The organism is Paraburkholderia terrae, from assembly GCF_002902925.1.
Classification (GTDB): Bacteria; Pseudomonadota; Gammaproteobacteria; order Burkholderiales; family Burkholderiaceae; genus Paraburkholderia; species Paraburkholderia terrae.
The window spans coordinates 252,531-266,809 of record NZ_CP026113.1 but is presented as its reverse complement, the minus strand read 5'-3'; the positions used below and the strand labels follow the sequence as shown (position 1 = coordinate 266,809).

Annotated in this window: 13 protein-coding genes; 4 read left to right on the top strand and 9 right to left on the bottom strand. The window is 62.4% G+C overall.

All coding sequences use genetic code 11. The annotated features are described in order from the left end of the window. Nucleotides 1–63: 63 nt before the first annotated feature. From C2L65_RS30935 to C2L65_RS30925, 3 genes are all read right to left on the bottom strand, one after another. A complete protein-coding gene (locus C2L65_RS30935) occupies nt 64–939 on the bottom strand; it encodes a glycine betaine ABC transporter substrate-binding protein (protein ID WP_042306629.1) in 876 nt (291 codons plus the stop codon). Nucleotides 940–1,037: 98 nt separating this feature from the next. After that, nucleotides 1,038–1,919, bottom strand: a complete 882-nt coding sequence (locus C2L65_RS30930) for an ABC transporter permease (RefSeq protein WP_042306628.1) — start codon at nt 1,917–1,919, stop codon at nt 1,038–1,040. Beyond that, a complete protein-coding gene (locus C2L65_RS30925) occupies nt 1,916–3,205 on the bottom strand; it encodes a quaternary amine ABC transporter ATP-binding protein (RefSeq protein ID WP_042306627.1) in 1,290 nt (429 codons plus the stop codon). The genes C2L65_RS30930 and C2L65_RS30925 overlap by 4 nt, the downstream gene beginning before the upstream one ends. Nucleotides 3,206–3,934: 729 nt before the next feature. Here C2L65_RS30925 and C2L65_RS30920 point away from each other — a divergent pair. Further along, nucleotides 3,935–4,234: a hypothetical protein gene (locus C2L65_RS30920; RefSeq protein WP_042306625.1), complete on the top strand. Its 300-nt coding sequence runs from the start codon at nt 3,935–3,937 to the stop codon at nt 4,232–4,234. 124 nt (nt 4,235–4,358) lie between these two features. Here C2L65_RS30920 and C2L65_RS30915 read toward each other — a convergent pair whose 3' ends face one another. Together C2L65_RS30915 and C2L65_RS30910 are read right to left on the bottom strand one after the other, a co-directional pair. Further along, nucleotides 4,359–6,569 (bottom strand): PAS domain-containing sensor histidine kinase, encoded by a 2,211-nt coding sequence (locus C2L65_RS30915; RefSeq protein WP_042306623.1) that lies wholly within the window; start codon nt 6,567–6,569, stop codon nt 4,359–4,361. Then, nucleotides 6,566–6,976 (bottom strand): response regulator transcription factor, encoded by a 411-nt coding sequence (locus C2L65_RS30910; protein ID WP_042306622.1) that lies wholly within the window; start codon nt 6,974–6,976, stop codon nt 6,566–6,568. Before C2L65_RS30910 ends, C2L65_RS30915 begins: the two co-directional genes overlap by 4 nt. Before the next feature lie 288 nt (nt 6,977–7,264). On the opposite strand from C2L65_RS30910, the gene C2L65_RS30905 reads away from it, so the two are divergent. Beyond that, nucleotides 7,265–8,260 carry an aldo/keto reductase gene (locus C2L65_RS30905; protein ID WP_042306780.1) on the top strand — a complete coding sequence of 332 codons (996 nt, stop codon included), beginning with the start codon at nt 7,265–7,267 and terminating at the stop codon, nt 8,258–8,260. A gap of 127 nt (nt 8,261–8,387) precedes the next feature. Here C2L65_RS30905 and C2L65_RS30900 read toward each other — a convergent pair whose 3' ends face one another. Both C2L65_RS30900 and C2L65_RS30895 read right to left on the bottom strand, forming a co-directional pair. Then, nucleotides 8,388–8,798, bottom strand: coding sequence for a VOC family protein (locus C2L65_RS30900; protein ID WP_042306621.1), 411 nt, complete (start codon nt 8,796–8,798; stop codon nt 8,388–8,390). Continuing rightward, complete coding sequence (locus tag C2L65_RS30895; protein WP_042306620.1) at nt 8,798–9,328, bottom strand: helix-turn-helix transcriptional regulator; 531 nt, start codon at nt 9,326–9,328, stop codon at nt 8,798–8,800. Before C2L65_RS30895 ends, C2L65_RS30900 begins: the two co-directional genes overlap by 1 nt. A 173-nt stretch (nt 9,329–9,501) precedes the next feature. Here C2L65_RS30895 and C2L65_RS30890 point away from each other — a divergent pair, with 173 nt between their 5' ends. Beyond that, a complete protein-coding gene (locus tag C2L65_RS30890; protein WP_156132278.1) occupies nt 9,502–10,359 on the top strand; it encodes a hypothetical protein in 858 nt (285 codons plus the stop codon). Between the two features lie 11 nt (nt 10,360–10,370). Here the strand turns inward: C2L65_RS30890 and C2L65_RS30885 are convergent, their stop codons facing one another. Then, a complete protein-coding gene (locus C2L65_RS30885) occupies nt 10,371–11,228 on the bottom strand; it encodes a LysR family transcriptional regulator (RefSeq protein WP_042306618.1) in 858 nt (285 codons plus the stop codon). Nucleotides 11,229–11,332: 104 nt separating this feature from the next. Here C2L65_RS30885 and C2L65_RS30880 point away from each other — a divergent pair, with 104 nt between their 5' ends. After that, complete coding sequence (locus tag C2L65_RS30880) at nt 11,333–12,634, top strand: aspartate aminotransferase family protein (protein WP_042306617.1); 1,302 nt, start codon at nt 11,333–11,335, stop codon at nt 12,632–12,634. Between the two features lie 24 nt (nt 12,635–12,658). Here the strand turns inward: C2L65_RS30880 and C2L65_RS30875 are convergent, their stop codons facing one another. Beyond that, nucleotides 12,659–14,275, bottom strand: a complete 1,617-nt coding sequence (locus C2L65_RS30875) for a methyl-accepting chemotaxis protein (RefSeq protein WP_042306616.1) — start codon at nt 14,273–14,275, stop codon at nt 12,659–12,661. Nucleotides 14,276–14,279: the final 4 nt, after the last annotated feature.

The window sequence follows — 14,279 nt, the reverse complement described above, 5'->3', positions numbered from 1 at the left end:
ATCGTGAGGCATGTAGTGCAAGACGGCAACAACCGGTTGATGCCATACGGGGTGCTAAGCGGCTTATTGCTGCAACCAGGCCTTCAGCTTTTCCGGATGGGCATCGACGAATTTCTTCGCCGCCGTCGCGTAGTCGTTCGTGCTGTTGCCTTCGAATTCAATCGCCTCGACATCGGCGAGGCTCAGCTTGAAGTGCTTGAAGAACACGTCAGCACGGGGGAATTTCGTTGCGAACTGCTTCGATGCGAACGCGTGTACCTGCTCTTCGCCACCCAACGTGCCTTTCGGGTCCTTCAGGTAGCGCATCTGCCATTTCTGGAACAGCCAATGCGGGCTCCAGACCGTGGCGACGATCCACTGCTTCGACTGATAGGCGCGCGACACGCCCGCGAGCATGCCTGCCTCGCTCGACGATTGCAGGTTGTAGCCGTTCAGGTCGTACGCCTTGAGGGCCTTTTCGGATGCCTGCATCAGACCGCCGCCGGGCTCGATACCTTGAATGGTGCCGTTCAGCTTGCTCTTCACGTCCGGCTTTTCGAGGTCGGAAATCGTGGCAACCTGCGACTCGGGAATGTACGCGGGGACCGCCCAACCGTTCTTGCCGCCCGTATAGATCACGCCGACGTCTTCCATGTCGTTCTTGTACTTCGCGTAGTAGGCGCCATGCGTCACGGGCAGCCATCCGCCGACCATGATGTCGAGATCGCCGCGTGCGACGCCCTGATACTGGATGCCGATATCCGCCTGCACGAACTGGACGGGCTGCTTGAGACTGGTCTCGAGCGCGTACTTGGCGACGTTGGCGACGGCCAGCACGTCCGCCCAGTTGGTCACGGCCATCTTGATCGGTTCGGCCGCCACGGCGTGGCCAGCGCTCACTGCAACCACCGTCGATACAGTCAGTTTCGCAACCAGCGACTTGAACAGATTGATCTTCATACAGTACTCCTACGCGATTATGGAAATTCTAGAAAAATGGACAAACTTAGCGTTGTGGTGTGTTGTAGCTTTACAGCGAGTGACGGTGTGCGCTGGCGTCAGGTGCGCACCGCCGCGTTGGTGCCGGGCTTTGCGGTTCGCACGGTGCGCTTCGCCTTCTTTGCCTTCACGCCAAAGCTCTCCGTGAGGCGGTCGAGCACGATGGCAAGCAGCACGACGCCCAGCCCACCCTCGAAGCCGATCCCGATATCGAGCCGCTGGATGCCGCTCAACACGTACTCGCCGAGACCGCCCGCGCCGATCATCGAAGCAACCACGACCATCGAAAGCGCCATCATGATGGTCTGATTCACGCCGGCCATGATCGACGGCAGCGCATTCGGCAGCTGGATTTTCCAGAGCAGTTGCGAATCCGTGCTGCCGAACGAGCGGCCCGCTTCCAGCAGTTCTTCGCGCACCTGGCGAATGCCCAGCGTGGTGAGGCGTACGACGGGTGGCATCGAGAACACGATTGTTGCAATCACGGCGGGCACCCGGCCCAAACCGAACAGGATGACGGCGGGGATCAGATAGACGAATGCCGGCATCGTCTGCATGAAATCGAGCAGCGAGCGCAGGACCATTTCGACGCGTTTGTTACGCGCGCCCCAGATGCCCAGCGGCACGCCGATCACAAGACTGAAGACCGTCGCCGCCATCACCAGCGCCAACGTTGACACCGTCTGCGCCCACAGTCCCATGTAGTGGATCGCCAGCAGCGCAATACCGACAAAGACCGAGAACACGACGCCCCGCCGCCACAATGCAAATGCGACGAGAATCACGAGCATCGCAACGAACGGAACGGCAGCGAGCCCATCTTCCAGCAACTTGATGACTGCGCCCAATGCGGCGGAGAAAGCGTCGAAGCCGCCCCGGAAATGCTGAAATAGAAAGTTGACAGCGTTTTCCGCAAACTTCCCGATGACTGACGAGTTCATGCTGCTCTCCGTTCCATGACCTGCTTGAGAATCGTCCGGCAGGACACGACGCCTGCGAGCCTGCCGGCTGTATCGGTGACGGGTACGTCGTGTTGCTGGCTCAAGGCGATCGTGGCCAGTTGATGCAGATCCGTATCCAGCGGGACAGCGTTCACGTCGTTCACGAACGCTTCCCGAATCGAATGAGCACCCGTCTTGTGCAGCGAAGCCGGCGTGACGCAGCCCTGATATCGACCCGCTTCGTCGCACACGTAGCCGCATTCGACGCCGCTATCGATAAGCTGATTCAGGTAGCGTTCGGAAGGCGCCGCGACGTCGCAGGAAATCAGTCCGCGTTCCACTGACGTCATCAAGCTCGACGCCTTCAGGAAGCGCGAAACATCGACATTGCGGAAGAAGTCGCGCACGTAGGCATCGGCGGGCGACTGGATCAGTTCGGCCGGCGTGCCAACCTGAATCAGGCAGCCATCTTTCATGATGCCGATACGGCCACCGATCTTGATCGCTTCTTCGATGTCGTGCGAAATGAACACGATGGTGCGCTGCTCTTCTTTCTGAAGCCGCAGCAGCTCGCTTTGCATTTCGAAGCGGATCAGCGGATCGAGCGCCGAGAAGGCTTCGTCCATCAACAGCACGGAAGGATTCACCGCAAGGGCGCGAGCGAGGCCGACCCGTTGCTGCATGCCGCCGGAGAGTTCGCCCGGCAGCAGCTTTTCATACGAACCGAGGCCGACCCGCGTCAGCGCGGTGCGCGCAATCTCGTATCGCTCGGCCTTCTTGAGGCCCGCGACTTCCAGTCCGTACGCAATGTTGTCGAGCACCGTGCGGTTCGGCAGCAGCGCGAACGACTGGAACACCATCGCCATCTTCTTGCGGCGCACATCGCGCAATTCCGGCGTCGACATCGGTGCGATGTCGCGGCCTTCGAGGATCACCTGGCCTGAGGTCGGCTCGATCAGCCGGTTGAGCAGACGCACCAGCGTCGACTTGCCGGAACCGGACAGGCCCATGACGACGAAAATCTCGCCTGCCTTGACGCTGAGGCTCACGTCGTTGACGGCAACCATGTTGCCCGTCTGCTCGAAGATTTCGTTGCGGCCGAGACCTTGCCTGATCAGTTCAGCGGCACGCTCGGGCTTCGGTCCGAAGATCTTCGACAGGTTCTTGACCGTGAGAATATCGGTCCCGGAGATAGCGACGGGTTTCGCCGCTGCGGAAACCTCTTCCGCTCCGAAGGCACCCGGATGGACCATGCTGTCCGGCGCGAATGTCAGGTTTGGCGTCATTCTGTCATCCCAACTGGCGAGTTCAGGAAATCGGCGCCGCGCATTGCGTTTGCTTGATATGCGGCAGCACTCGATTGCGAACCCGGGTTTCTCCGCACGATATGCCGCTCAACTTCTGACGAGCAGAAGATTCGTGCGTCACATCCGGCGAACCGCGGGCTTAATGCATGAAGTGCAGCGTATCAAGACAATTTGCTTCATCCAGCTACATTTTCTGCGCTCTTTCCCATACCTCAGGTAATGCAAGGTTTTCGTGCATTGGGTGCAAGAGCGTGCATTCGACGGTGCAACGACTCGCGCTTCGAGATGGGGCGGGGGTTTGCGGGCGAATGACGCGCCCGGCGGCGGGGGAATAGGTCGCGAGGGACCCGAGCTGTTCTAGCGGTTTTGTAGGGAATGTACCAGGGCGGAACGGTTATAGCGGGCAATAGCCCCGTGCGACAAGGCTCTCGGCCCGCCGGAAGCGTGAAGCTTGCAAATCACTTCCGGCCGGCGGCGCCGCGAAGAACTCATCGAGCCTGGCCATCAGTCCGGCCTTTCCAAAGATATGTAGACGCAACAATGTCTCGCATGTCATTTCCGTTTGTGGATTAAACACAAATCCGGCAAGTCATCCTTCCCGCCAACGCCCTTATTCTCTTCGGCATCGCCGAATAGACTGGTTCCGACGTTGACGCACATTCGTTCAACGAACTTTCGATCCCTTAACTGATTCTGGAGGTACCAGCCATGAAAACCAAACTTGTCGCCGCCGCTCTTCTCGCCGCTACGGCCTTCGTATCCGCTCCCGTCTTCGCAAGCGGATTCGGTCCGGCTCCTTACTACAACCCGATCGCCGGCGCACCGGCATCGGAACGCGGTCCGGCTGCGACGATGGCAGAAGGTGGCGATACGGGCGCAACGTCCTATGGCGGTGTTGCTTCGGGTACGTCGCAAGCCGGCTCGCGTGGCCTGCTCCACAAGCACAACACAGGCGCCAATTCGTGCGTCGGCCCCACCAGCTACTGCAACATCTACTTCGGCAGCTGATCGTCGATGCGCGGTCTCGCGTTGGACATGAATCACTCTTTAACCAGCGGCCCGCTTCGCTTCGAAGCCGCCGCTGATGTGCGTCCTTTCTCTTCTCTTCGCCAACCAGCGCACGCCTGATCCTTCAACTTTCGACCTTCACCACTTCGTCCAGCGGCAGGATGAATTGCATCGTCGTGCCTTCGCCTTCCTGCGATTCGGCCCAGATGCGCCCGCCATGCGCTTCGACAATCGAACGGCAGATCGACAGCCCGATGCCCATGCCCTCCTTCCTCGTCGTGAAGAACGGGCTGAACAGACGCCGGCTGTTCTCTTCGCTGATGCCCGTGCCCGAGTCTTCGACGCTCAATTGCGCATGCCCGTCATCGACCTTGTGCGTGACGATCTTCAACCGGCGCGCGCGGTTCTTCACGGCCGACATAGCCTGCACCGCATTCATCATCAGGTTGATGACGACCTGCTGGATCTGCACACGGTCGACGGACACGCGCAGAACATGCTGCAGATTGCCCGTTTCGACTTCGATGGCGTGCGCTTCCAGTTCACGCCGCAACAGTTCGATCGCCTCTCGCGCGAGCGCATTCAGATCGAGCGTCATCGGACTCGGATCGCGTTTCTGCGCCATCGCGCGGATCTGCCGGATGATGTCGGTGGCGCGCTTCGCGTCGCGCGTCATGTTGCCGATCGACAGTCCGACCTCGTCGAGATCGGGGCGCGGCCGGTTGAGCCAGCGCTTCGCCGCATCGCCTGCCGTGACGATCGCGGCGAGCGGTTGCGTGACCTCGTGCGCAATCGAAGCGGCCATTTCGCCCAGCATCGTCACGCGCGTGACATGCGCGAGTTCGGCCGTCGAGCGGTCCAATGCTTCCTGCGCGGTCACGCGGTCCGTCACGTCCATCAACGCGCCGACATACTCGACCTTTCCGGAAGCGGGCGCCGACAGATGCGCGACGTAATGGACATGCTTGACCGAGCCATCCGTCAGCAGCAACCGGAACTCGCTGTCGATGTGCGACTCGCCTGCCAGCGCCCGTTCATGCGTGCGCTTCACGATGTCGATATCGTCGGGATGAGTGCGCGCGGCGATCAGCTCGATGCTGGGCGTCACGTGACGGGGTATGTCGAAGATGCGATACGTCTCGTCCGACCACCACATGTCGCACTCCGGCACGCGCGTGGCGATGCTGCCCGTGCAGCTCAAACGCTGTGCATCCGACAGAAACGCCTCACTGCGTTCGAGCGCCTGTTGCGTCTGTTTGTGCTCCTCGATATCGGTATTCACGCCGTACCAGCGCACGATTTCCCCATTCGCGTCGCGCAGCGGCTCCGCGCCAATGTGCATCCAGCGGTACACGCCGTCCTTGCGCCTGATGCGCGCGGTCGTTTCGAGCGCGCTGCCTGTGGCGACGGCTTCGCGCCACGCGGCCTGCATCGCGGGAAGGTCGTCGGAATGTACGATCGATTGCCAGATATCGCGAATGTCGTCGGCAAGCTCGACACCGTACTCGTTCCAGCGCCGGTTCATGTAATCGGGGCAACCGTCGCGCGACGAACTCCAGACCATGCCGGGAATCGCGTCGATCGTCGCACGCAATTCGTCCTGCTGGCGCTGCAACTCCGCTTCCATCTGTTTGCGCGCGGTAATGTCGTTGCTGGTGGCGAGGATCGCGAGCGGTTTGCCCCGGTCGTCGCGCCACAGCGTGCAGCGGCTGGAGATGTAAACCGTCGCGCCGTCGTTTCGTATGCGCTCCAGTTCGCCGTGCCAGCCGCCGTGAAGCACGGTCTCGCGGCGAATCTCGTCGATGGGCATCGTCGACGCCTTCGTTTGCGTGAGTTCGTGCAACGGCTGGCCCATCGCCTGTTGCGCCGTCCAGCCGTATAGTCGCTCCGCGCCCTGGTTCCAGAACGTGACGTGGTCGTCCATGTCGTAGACGATGATCGCGTCGTGCGTGAGGTCCAGCATTTCGAGCTGCTTGCGCAGCATGTCGTTGCTCGCCTGGTTTCGCAGCGCCAGCATCGACGTGGTCGCGATGGCGAGCAGACTGACCACGCAGCGAGCCACCGAGCCATCCGAATAGTGCCCGTCGTGAGACAACATGAATCCCAGCAGCGTCAACGCGACACAACCCCATGCGACGTTGGCCGTCGCCGCGCGTGAGCCCGCCGAGGCGACCAGCAGCACCACCGTCGCGTACAGCACGGCGACGGCGATATCGATCATCGTGAACGCGTCGATGACGAACACGGCCGCTGCAATCGCAGCGGCCGCCGGATAAAGTGCGCGCGTGCCCCGGGCGCGGCCTGCAGACAAGATTGGCAACGCGTCGAAAATCATCGCGCTCCCGCCGGAGGTTGCGCCGCTGAGGCGCGGGATGCGTGCGTTCGCACCGATTCGAGGCAGCGTGTCACATCGGTCACGTCAACGGGCTTGCTGAGCATGCAGACAGCGCCCGCGTCGAAAGCCAGCCGGCGGGTTTTCTCCGACGCGAACGCGGAGATGAAAATGATCGGCGTCAGCACGCCGCGTCCGACGAGTTGCCGGTACATGTCGATGCCAGAAATGCCCGGCATCTGCACATCAGAAATGATGCAGGTCACGTCGCCGAGGTTGCCGGACGCCATGAACTGCTCCGCCGACGCATAGAGCCGGGCCCCCCAGCCGAGCGACCGAACGAGGCTGGATGTCGCGACGCGCACGGACTCGTCGTCGTCGATGATGGAGACAATCGGGTTGTTGCACACGGCACGGGCCCTTCAACAATGAAGCGCCGCGCGCTCGATGGCCCGTCAACGGTTGATGGCCTGCAGCGCGCGACTGGATAGATCGTCGCTGTCGTGATCGACAGCCTGCATGGAACCGATTATCGGAGCCGGGGGACGCGCGGACCCCTTGTTCCACCCGGTATTTCTCTATTCGCACGGCACGCAACGCACGCGTGGCAATCTTTTCAGTCAGCCTGCAAGGCGTGGCGGAAGCGGGCTTTCGTCGAATTGCGACATAATCGAATGCCGAACCGCACGGAGGATGAGATGGACTATGTGAAGCTGGGCCGCACCGGACTCGATATCTCCCCGCTCTGCCTGGGTTGCATGACGTACGGCGTGCCCGAGCGAGGCCCGCACCCGTGGACGCTGAACGAGGACGCAAGCAGCCCGCTGATCCGCCAGGCGCTGGAAGCGGGCATCAACTTCTTCGACACCGCGAACACGTACTCGGACGGTACGTCGGAAGAAATTGTCGGCCGCGCGTTGAAGGAATTCGCGCGCCGCGACGAAATCGTGCTCGCAACCAAGGTGTTCTTTCCGATGGGCAATCGCGCCGACGCGAAGAAGCCGAATGGATCGGGCCTGTCGCGCAAGGCGATTTTCCAGTCTATCGACGCGAGCCTGTCGCGCCTTGGCACCGATTACGTCGACCTGTATCAGATTCACCGCTGGGATTACGCAACGCCCATCGAAGAAACGCTGGAGGCGCTGCACGACGTCGTGAAGGCGGGCAAGGCGCGCTATATCGGCGCGTCGTCGATGTTCGCGTGGCAGTTCGCGAAGGCGCTGCACGTGGCGGAGCGAAACGGCTGGACGCGCTTCGTGACGATGCAGAATCACCTGAACCTGCTGTATCGCGAGGAAGAGCGCGAGATGCTGCCGCTGTGCGCGGACGAAGGGATCGGCGTGATTCCGTGGAGCCCGCTCGCGCGCGGCCGTCTGACGCGCGACTGGGACGAGACCACCGAACGCCAGCAAACCGACTCGTTCGGCAACAGCCTTTACGACAAGACGGCGGACGCGGATCGTCGCGTGATTGAAGCGGTCGCGAAGATCGCGTTGGCGCGCGGTATTCCGCGTGCGCAGGTGGCGTTGGCGTGGGTGATCGGCAAGGTGGGGGTGAGCGCGCCGATCATCGGCGCGTCGAAGCCGCAGCATCTGGACGATGCGATCGCGGCGCTCGGTGTGAAGCTCACTGCGGATGAACTGGCGTCGCTCGAAGCGCCGTATGTGCCGCACGACGTGGTGGGCTTTCAGTAAGCGTCTTTTCGCTCGCGGAACGGCGGCGTGCGCCGCTGCTCCGCGAGTGAGTTCTATCGTGCTTGCCAGTAGTAGTTCATGCCCGCGAAAACCTGGCGTCTGGTGTCAGCGTGCGCGCCTGATCTCGCTACGCCGCGGGTGCCTGAATCATTTTCCAGCCGTTGCCGGCGGGGTCACGGAAACCCGCATCGACGCTGCCGAAGCGTTCTACGGGCTCCTGGATGAACTCGACGCCCCGGGCTTTCAGTTGCGCATAGCTCGCGCGGCAGTCCGCCACCGAGAGCACGAGAGGCGGCATGGCGCCCTTTGCGACCATCGCGCGCAAAGTCTGAGCCGTGGCCTCGTCATGCACGGGCGGGCCGGGCGTGAACAGGCCGAGTTGAAACGAAGGCTGTTCCGGATGCTGCACCGTAAGCCACCGATACGCGCCGTTGCGCACGTCCGTATGGACGCGAAATCCCAGCTTGTCGACATAGAACGCGAGCGCTTCGTCCTGATCGTCGACATACAGGCCCACTACGTTGATTCCCTGGTTCATCACGACACCTCCTCGATTGGTTGCCGAAATGTACCTTTGGCCTCGCGGCGACGCTTCTCCAAAACTGCTGTGGTGAGGTCCGGCCGCTGCGCGGCCTTCAGAATGCACGCCGGCACGCGGGCAAGCTGATGCCCGTTGGCGCGCGCCTCGACGCGCATCGCGCTGGGGCTTCGGCCCGTCACGTCGCGAAACGTGCGGCCGAACGTGCCGAGGCTCTCCCAGCCAGTGGCAAAGGCAATTTCCGTGATGGTGAGCTCAGTGTCGCGCAGCAGCGTCGAGGCCTGCTCGATGCGCCGTGTCAGCAGGTATCGGTGCGGCGGAACGCCGAACGCTCGTTTGAAGCAGCGCGCGAAATGGGCCGTGGAAACACCGCTGATCCCGGCGAGGCGTTCGACGGGCCAGGCCTCGTGCGAGGCTGCGTCCATGTGGTCTTTGGCGCGTAGCAAGCGGCGCAGCAGAGCCGGATCTTGTAATGGATCATCGACCGGTTCGGCCGGCGAGTACGCGTCGTGGTCGTGGCAAGCAGGCATGGGTTCGGGAACGGGCGGCGAGAAGGTAGTTTAGGACGAACGCCAGTACACGCAAAGCGGCGCTTGCTTCGTGCAATGCCGCTGCCGTTCGCGTCGACGCGCCTGGCATCGCTTCGAATCCAGGACTATCCAATCAAGGCAGCACGTCGCTGTTACTTTGGAGAGAGGTCGGCATGTTCAAGAGTCGAATCACAGGAGCGGGACAACCGGCATCGCTGCCCGCAACGCATACCGGCGCGAAAGACGATAAAGCGGCTCGCGACAATCAGACTCGACGGTCCGCTCCGCCGTCGCAATTCAGTCCGTTGCTCGCACGCAGAGGCAGCAGCAGTTCGATCTCGTCCGAAGGTTCATCATCGAGCGATGCCGAAACATCGGGCGATGAATCGGATGCCGGCAGTTCGGCATCGTTTCGCCGCACGAGTTTCTCGTCGTCATCGGATTCGCGCGCAAGCTCGCCGAAAGGGCGACATTTCGATAGCCAGACGTCATTGAGCGACTTTGTCGGCGATGATTTCGACGAAAGGCATCTCGCTTCGACTGACGACGAGGCGAAGGCAAAAGCGAAACAGCGTCTCGCCGACAACCCCCGTTTGACGAATAGCACGGTGGCGGTTCTTTCCGACAAAGACAAAGCCACCCTGCGCGACGAGTTGAAGTTTCGCAACGAAACCGGCCACTTCGATACGTCGTCGTCAGGCAAGATCGAAGGCGTGGATCATCGCCTGGTTGCCACTGACCACAATCCGCCCAGCAAACCGGGCAAGCCAGTGAAGAGCGGGCCGGTCGAGAACTTCACGTATCGAACCAATCATCCTTATCGCTTTTACAACATGAAGAAAGGCGACAGTGAACCTGTGGAAGACAGCGGTCATCTGCTCTACAACGTGGCCGAAAACGGGCACACACGTATCGCTTCGCATCTGACGGGAATCGATCCCGTCAATCTCGACGAGAACGGAGACGCAACCCCAAAGCCCGGGTATGAGCAGTACACGACTACGCTCAAACGCATGGATGACGCGAAGTAAGTGGACGTCCATCACAGCACCGGCAGCATCAACCGGATGTGCTCCGCAAACGCCGCCGTCAACAGCGACGGACGCGCCCTCGCAAACTTCAGCGAAACACCAATAGCGGGCAACGCCGGAAGCCCGGCATCCGCATTGAGTACGCTCAGATCCGCGGGAACCGCCGTCTGCGTCATGACAGCGAATGCCTGCCCCGAGCGAACCAGCGCAGTGAGACCCGCAAGACTGCTGCTCGCATACGCGATGCGGTAAGACCTGCCCGTGCGTTGCAGCGCTTCGCGGGCGGCGATGTGATCGAGCGTGTCCGGGTCGGAGAGCGCCAGCGGCAACGGATCGAAATCCGCCGAATCCAGGCCGGGATAACCGATCCACACGAGTTGCTCGCGTCGAATGATGTCGTCGTGCGCGCTGCCTTCGGGCAACGAAATCATCGCGAGGTCCACCTCGCGCTTTTCCAGTCGTTCCAGTAGCCGTGGCGTAGGCCCGCACACCACTTCAACCAGCGCATGCGGATGCTGACTGGAAAACTGCCGCAACAACGGCGGCAAAAACACGGCGGCATAATCGTCCGGACAGCCGAAGCGGATCGTTCCCGACAGCCCCTTGCCGGATAAATCGGCCATCGCTTCATCGTGCAGCCGCAAGATGCGTTGCGCGTGAATCAGCAGACGCTCGCCGGGATTCGTCAGCACCACGCCCCGGCCAGTGCGCTGAAAAAGCGGCTGATCGACGATTTCTTCGAGCCGCTTCATCTGCTGGCTCAACGCCGACTGCGTCCGCCCGACGCGGCCGGCCGCGCGGCTAAGCGCCCGCACCTCGGCGATCACGGCAAACGACCGCAACAGATCGATCTCAAGAGAAAGGCTCAAGATATTAGATCCTCTTCTATCTCACATTAGAACTATTCGATTCTATAAAACCAGAGAGCCGCCTAGACTGCAAGCTATTCCCACCATCGGCGAGGAGAAGCACGGTGTCCAACAACAACGACGCAGCCTTCTGGCACAACGCCAGACAGCACCTGATCCGCTACGGCGGCACGTTCGAACCGATGATCATCGAGCGCGCGCAGGGCAGTTTCGTCTACGACGCGGACGGCCGCGCGATCCTCGATTTCACGTCGGGACAGATGAGCGCGGTGTTGGGGCATAGCCACCCCGAGATCGTGTCGGTAATCAGCGAGTACGCCGGCAAGCTGGACCACCTGTTCAGCGGCATGCTCTCGCGCCCGGTCGTCGATCTGGCGACCCGGCTGGCCGACATCACACCTGATGGACTCGACCGCGCGCTGTTGCTCAGCACGGGCGCCGAATCGAACGAAGCAGCCATTCGCATGGCGAAGCTCGTCACCGGGAAATATGAAATTGTCGGTTTTGCGCAGTCGTGGCACGGCATGACGGGCGCCGCCGCGTCCGCCACCTATAGCGCGGGCCGCAAGGGCGTCGGTCCCGCTGCCGTCGGCTCGTTCGCGATCCCCGCGCCGTTTTTGTACCGGCCGCGCTTCGAGCGCGACGGCCATTACGATTACCTCGCTGAACTCGACTACGCGTTCGATCTCATCGATCGTCAGTCGAGCGGCAACCTCGCGGCCTTTATCGCTGAGCCGATCCTCAGTTCGGGCGGCATCATCGAACTTCCCGAAGGCTACATGGCGGCGCTCAAGCGCAAATGCGAAGAGCGCGGCATGCTGCTGATCCTCGACGAGGCGCAAACGGGCGTCGGCCGCACGGGCACGATGTTCGCCTGCCAGCGCGACGGCGTCACGCCGGACATCCTCACGCTGTCGAAGACGCTCGGCGCCGGTTTGCCGCTCGCGGCCATCGTGACGTCCGCGCAAATCGAAGAGCGTGCGCACGAACTCGGCTATCTGTTCTACACGACGCACGTATCCGATCCGCTGCCTGCCGCAGTCGGTCTGCGCGTGCTCGACGTGGTTCAGCGTGAAGGACTGGTCGCGCGGGCCAATGTTATGGGGGACCGGCTCAGACGCGGGTTGCTGGATCTGATGGAGCGCTTCGAGTGCATCGGCGATGTGCGCGGACGCGGCTTGCTGCTGGGCATGGAGATCGTCAAGGATCGCCGCACAAAAGAACCCGCCGATGGACTCGGCGCGAAGATCACGCGTGAGTGCATGAATCTGGGGCTCAGCATGAACATCGTGCAGTTGCCCGGCATGGGCGGCGTGTTCCGGATCGCACCGCCGTTGACGGTGGCCGAGGAAGAGATCGATCTGGGTCTGGAGTTGCTAGGGGAGGCGATCCGGCGGTCGGTGTAGTTCGTCGAATGCGGACAACGCGCGTCACGCCACGCCGCCCACCCGAAACACCGCGACCTGCCGCGTCAGGTCGCGTGACTGCTCGTCGAGCAACTGAGCGGCCGCGCTGGCCTGCTCGACGAGCGCCGCGTTCTGCTGCGTAATCGAGTCCATCATGCCGAGCGCCGCATCCACCTGCTCGATCCCGGTGCGTTGTTCTTCTGCGTCGGCGGCAATGCCGCTCATCATTTCCCTGAAACGACCGGCTGCATCGAGCACGGCCCGGATCGACTGTTCGGCATCGGCGACGAGCGTCGAGCCGTCCGCCGCCGCGCCCACGGAATCCGCCACCAGCACGCCGATTTCTCTCGCAGCCGTCGACGCATGCTGCGCAAGCGAACGCACTTCGGACGCGACGACCGCGAAGCCTCGTCCGTGTACGCCCGCTCTCGCCGCTTCCACCGCGGCGTTCAACGCGAGAATGTTGGTCTGAAACGCAATGCCCTCGATGATCCCGGTGATATCCGCGATCTTGCGCGAACTCGCCTGGATGCGCGCCATCGTGCTGCTCACCTGATCGACGGCGACATTGCCTTGGTTCGCCGCGTTCGCCACTTCGTCGGCGATCGCGTAGGCATCGTGCGCGCGCGCCGCGTTCTGCCGCACCGTGTCGGTGAGGCCGCTCATGCTTGCCGCCGTCTGTTCGAGCGAGGCGGCCTGCTCTTCCGTACGCGACGAAAGATCGAGCGTGCCCGCGGCAATTTCGCCGACCGCCGTGCCAATCGATTCGCAGCTATCGCGCACTGCCGTCACCGTTCCCGCGAGCCGGACCTGCATCTGCCGCAGACCGTCGAGCAACTGTCCCATTTCATCGGCGCGGTGACGTGGAATAGCGCGGCTGAGATCGCCTGCGGCGATCGCGTCGAAGTGCGTCAGCGCGTCACGGAGCGGCGCCATGATCGCGCGGCGCAGCGAGCGCCAGCTGAATGCCGCCGCCGCGATGCCGAACGCGATCATCGCCGACGACGCGACGACGAACAGCCTGAAATAGCGCTCCGCATCGTCGTAGCTGCGCTTTGCGTTCGCGAAGAGCGCGCGCTTCAGCACGTCGTTGGCGGCGCTCATGTCGTTGAACAGCCCGCTAAGTTGCAACGTGCCGATGCGTTCGGCGCTCGCGCGGTCACCTGCTTTCAGCGCATCGACGAAGGCGCGCATCGCACGGCGCAGCGCATCGCGGCGCTGGCCCGCCGCTTCGATCAATGCAGCCTCACCCGCTTCGTGCACGCCGGCTACGAAGCTGCGCCATTCCTCATCCGATTGCACGAAGAAGCCGTCGGCATGGCGAATCTGTTCCGTGGCACGCGCGGTATCCGCCTGGGCCATCGCGCCGCCGAGCACGAGCCGCGTGCGCGCGATCAGCAATTCGGCGTTGCCGATATGCATGGCCGCTGTCAGCTTGTTCTCGTAGGTGTCGCGGTTGGCACGGTTCGCGCGCCACGCGCCTGTCAGCCCGAGCACGCCGATGGCCGTCATCAACAAGGCCAGCAGTGCCATCGTCAGCACGATGCGCTGTTGCAGCGACATCGTCTTGCGCCGGGTTTCGGGTGCTGCAGCGAAAGAGGACGTCAGCGCGGCGGCATCGGCGGTGAGAGTGGAAAGCATCGTA

What these genes read in the sequence shown, in the direction of transcription:
- C2L65_RS30930 (WP_042306628.1), bottom strand. Translation starts at nt 1,919, where the DNA reads ATGAACTCGTCAGTCATCGGGAAGTTTGCGGAAAACGCTGTCAACTTT.
- C2L65_RS30915 (WP_042306623.1), bottom strand. Translation starts at nt 6,569, where the DNA reads ATGATTTTCGACGCGTTGCCAATCTTGTCTGCAGGCCGCGCCCGGGGC.
- C2L65_RS30925 (WP_042306627.1), bottom strand. Translation starts at nt 3,205, where the DNA reads ATGACGCCAAACCTGACATTCGCGCCGGACAGCATGGTCCATCCGGGT.
- C2L65_RS30920 (WP_042306625.1), top strand. Translation starts at nt 3,935, where the DNA reads ATGAAAACCAAACTTGTCGCCGCCGCTCTTCTCGCCGCTACGGCCTTC.
- C2L65_RS30900 (WP_042306621.1), bottom strand. Translation starts at nt 8,798, where the DNA reads ATGAACCAGGGAATCAACGTAGTGGGCCTGTATGTCGACGATCAGGAC.
- C2L65_RS30890 (WP_156132278.1), top strand. Translation starts at nt 9,502, where the DNA reads ATGTTCAAGAGTCGAATCACAGGAGCGGGACAACCGGCATCGCTGCCC.
- C2L65_RS30935 (WP_042306629.1), bottom strand. Translation starts at nt 939, where the DNA reads ATGAAGATCAATCTGTTCAAGTCGCTGGTTGCGAAACTGACTGTATCG.
- C2L65_RS30895 (WP_042306620.1), bottom strand. Translation starts at nt 9,328, where the DNA reads ATGCCTGCTTGCCACGACCACGACGCGTACTCGCCGGCCGAACCGGTC.
- C2L65_RS30905 (WP_042306780.1), top strand. Translation starts at nt 7,265, where the DNA reads ATGGACTATGTGAAGCTGGGCCGCACCGGACTCGATATCTCCCCGCTC.
- C2L65_RS30875 (WP_042306616.1), bottom strand. Translation starts at nt 14,275, where the DNA reads ATGCTTTCCACTCTCACCGCCGATGCCGCCGCGCTGACGTCCTCTTTC.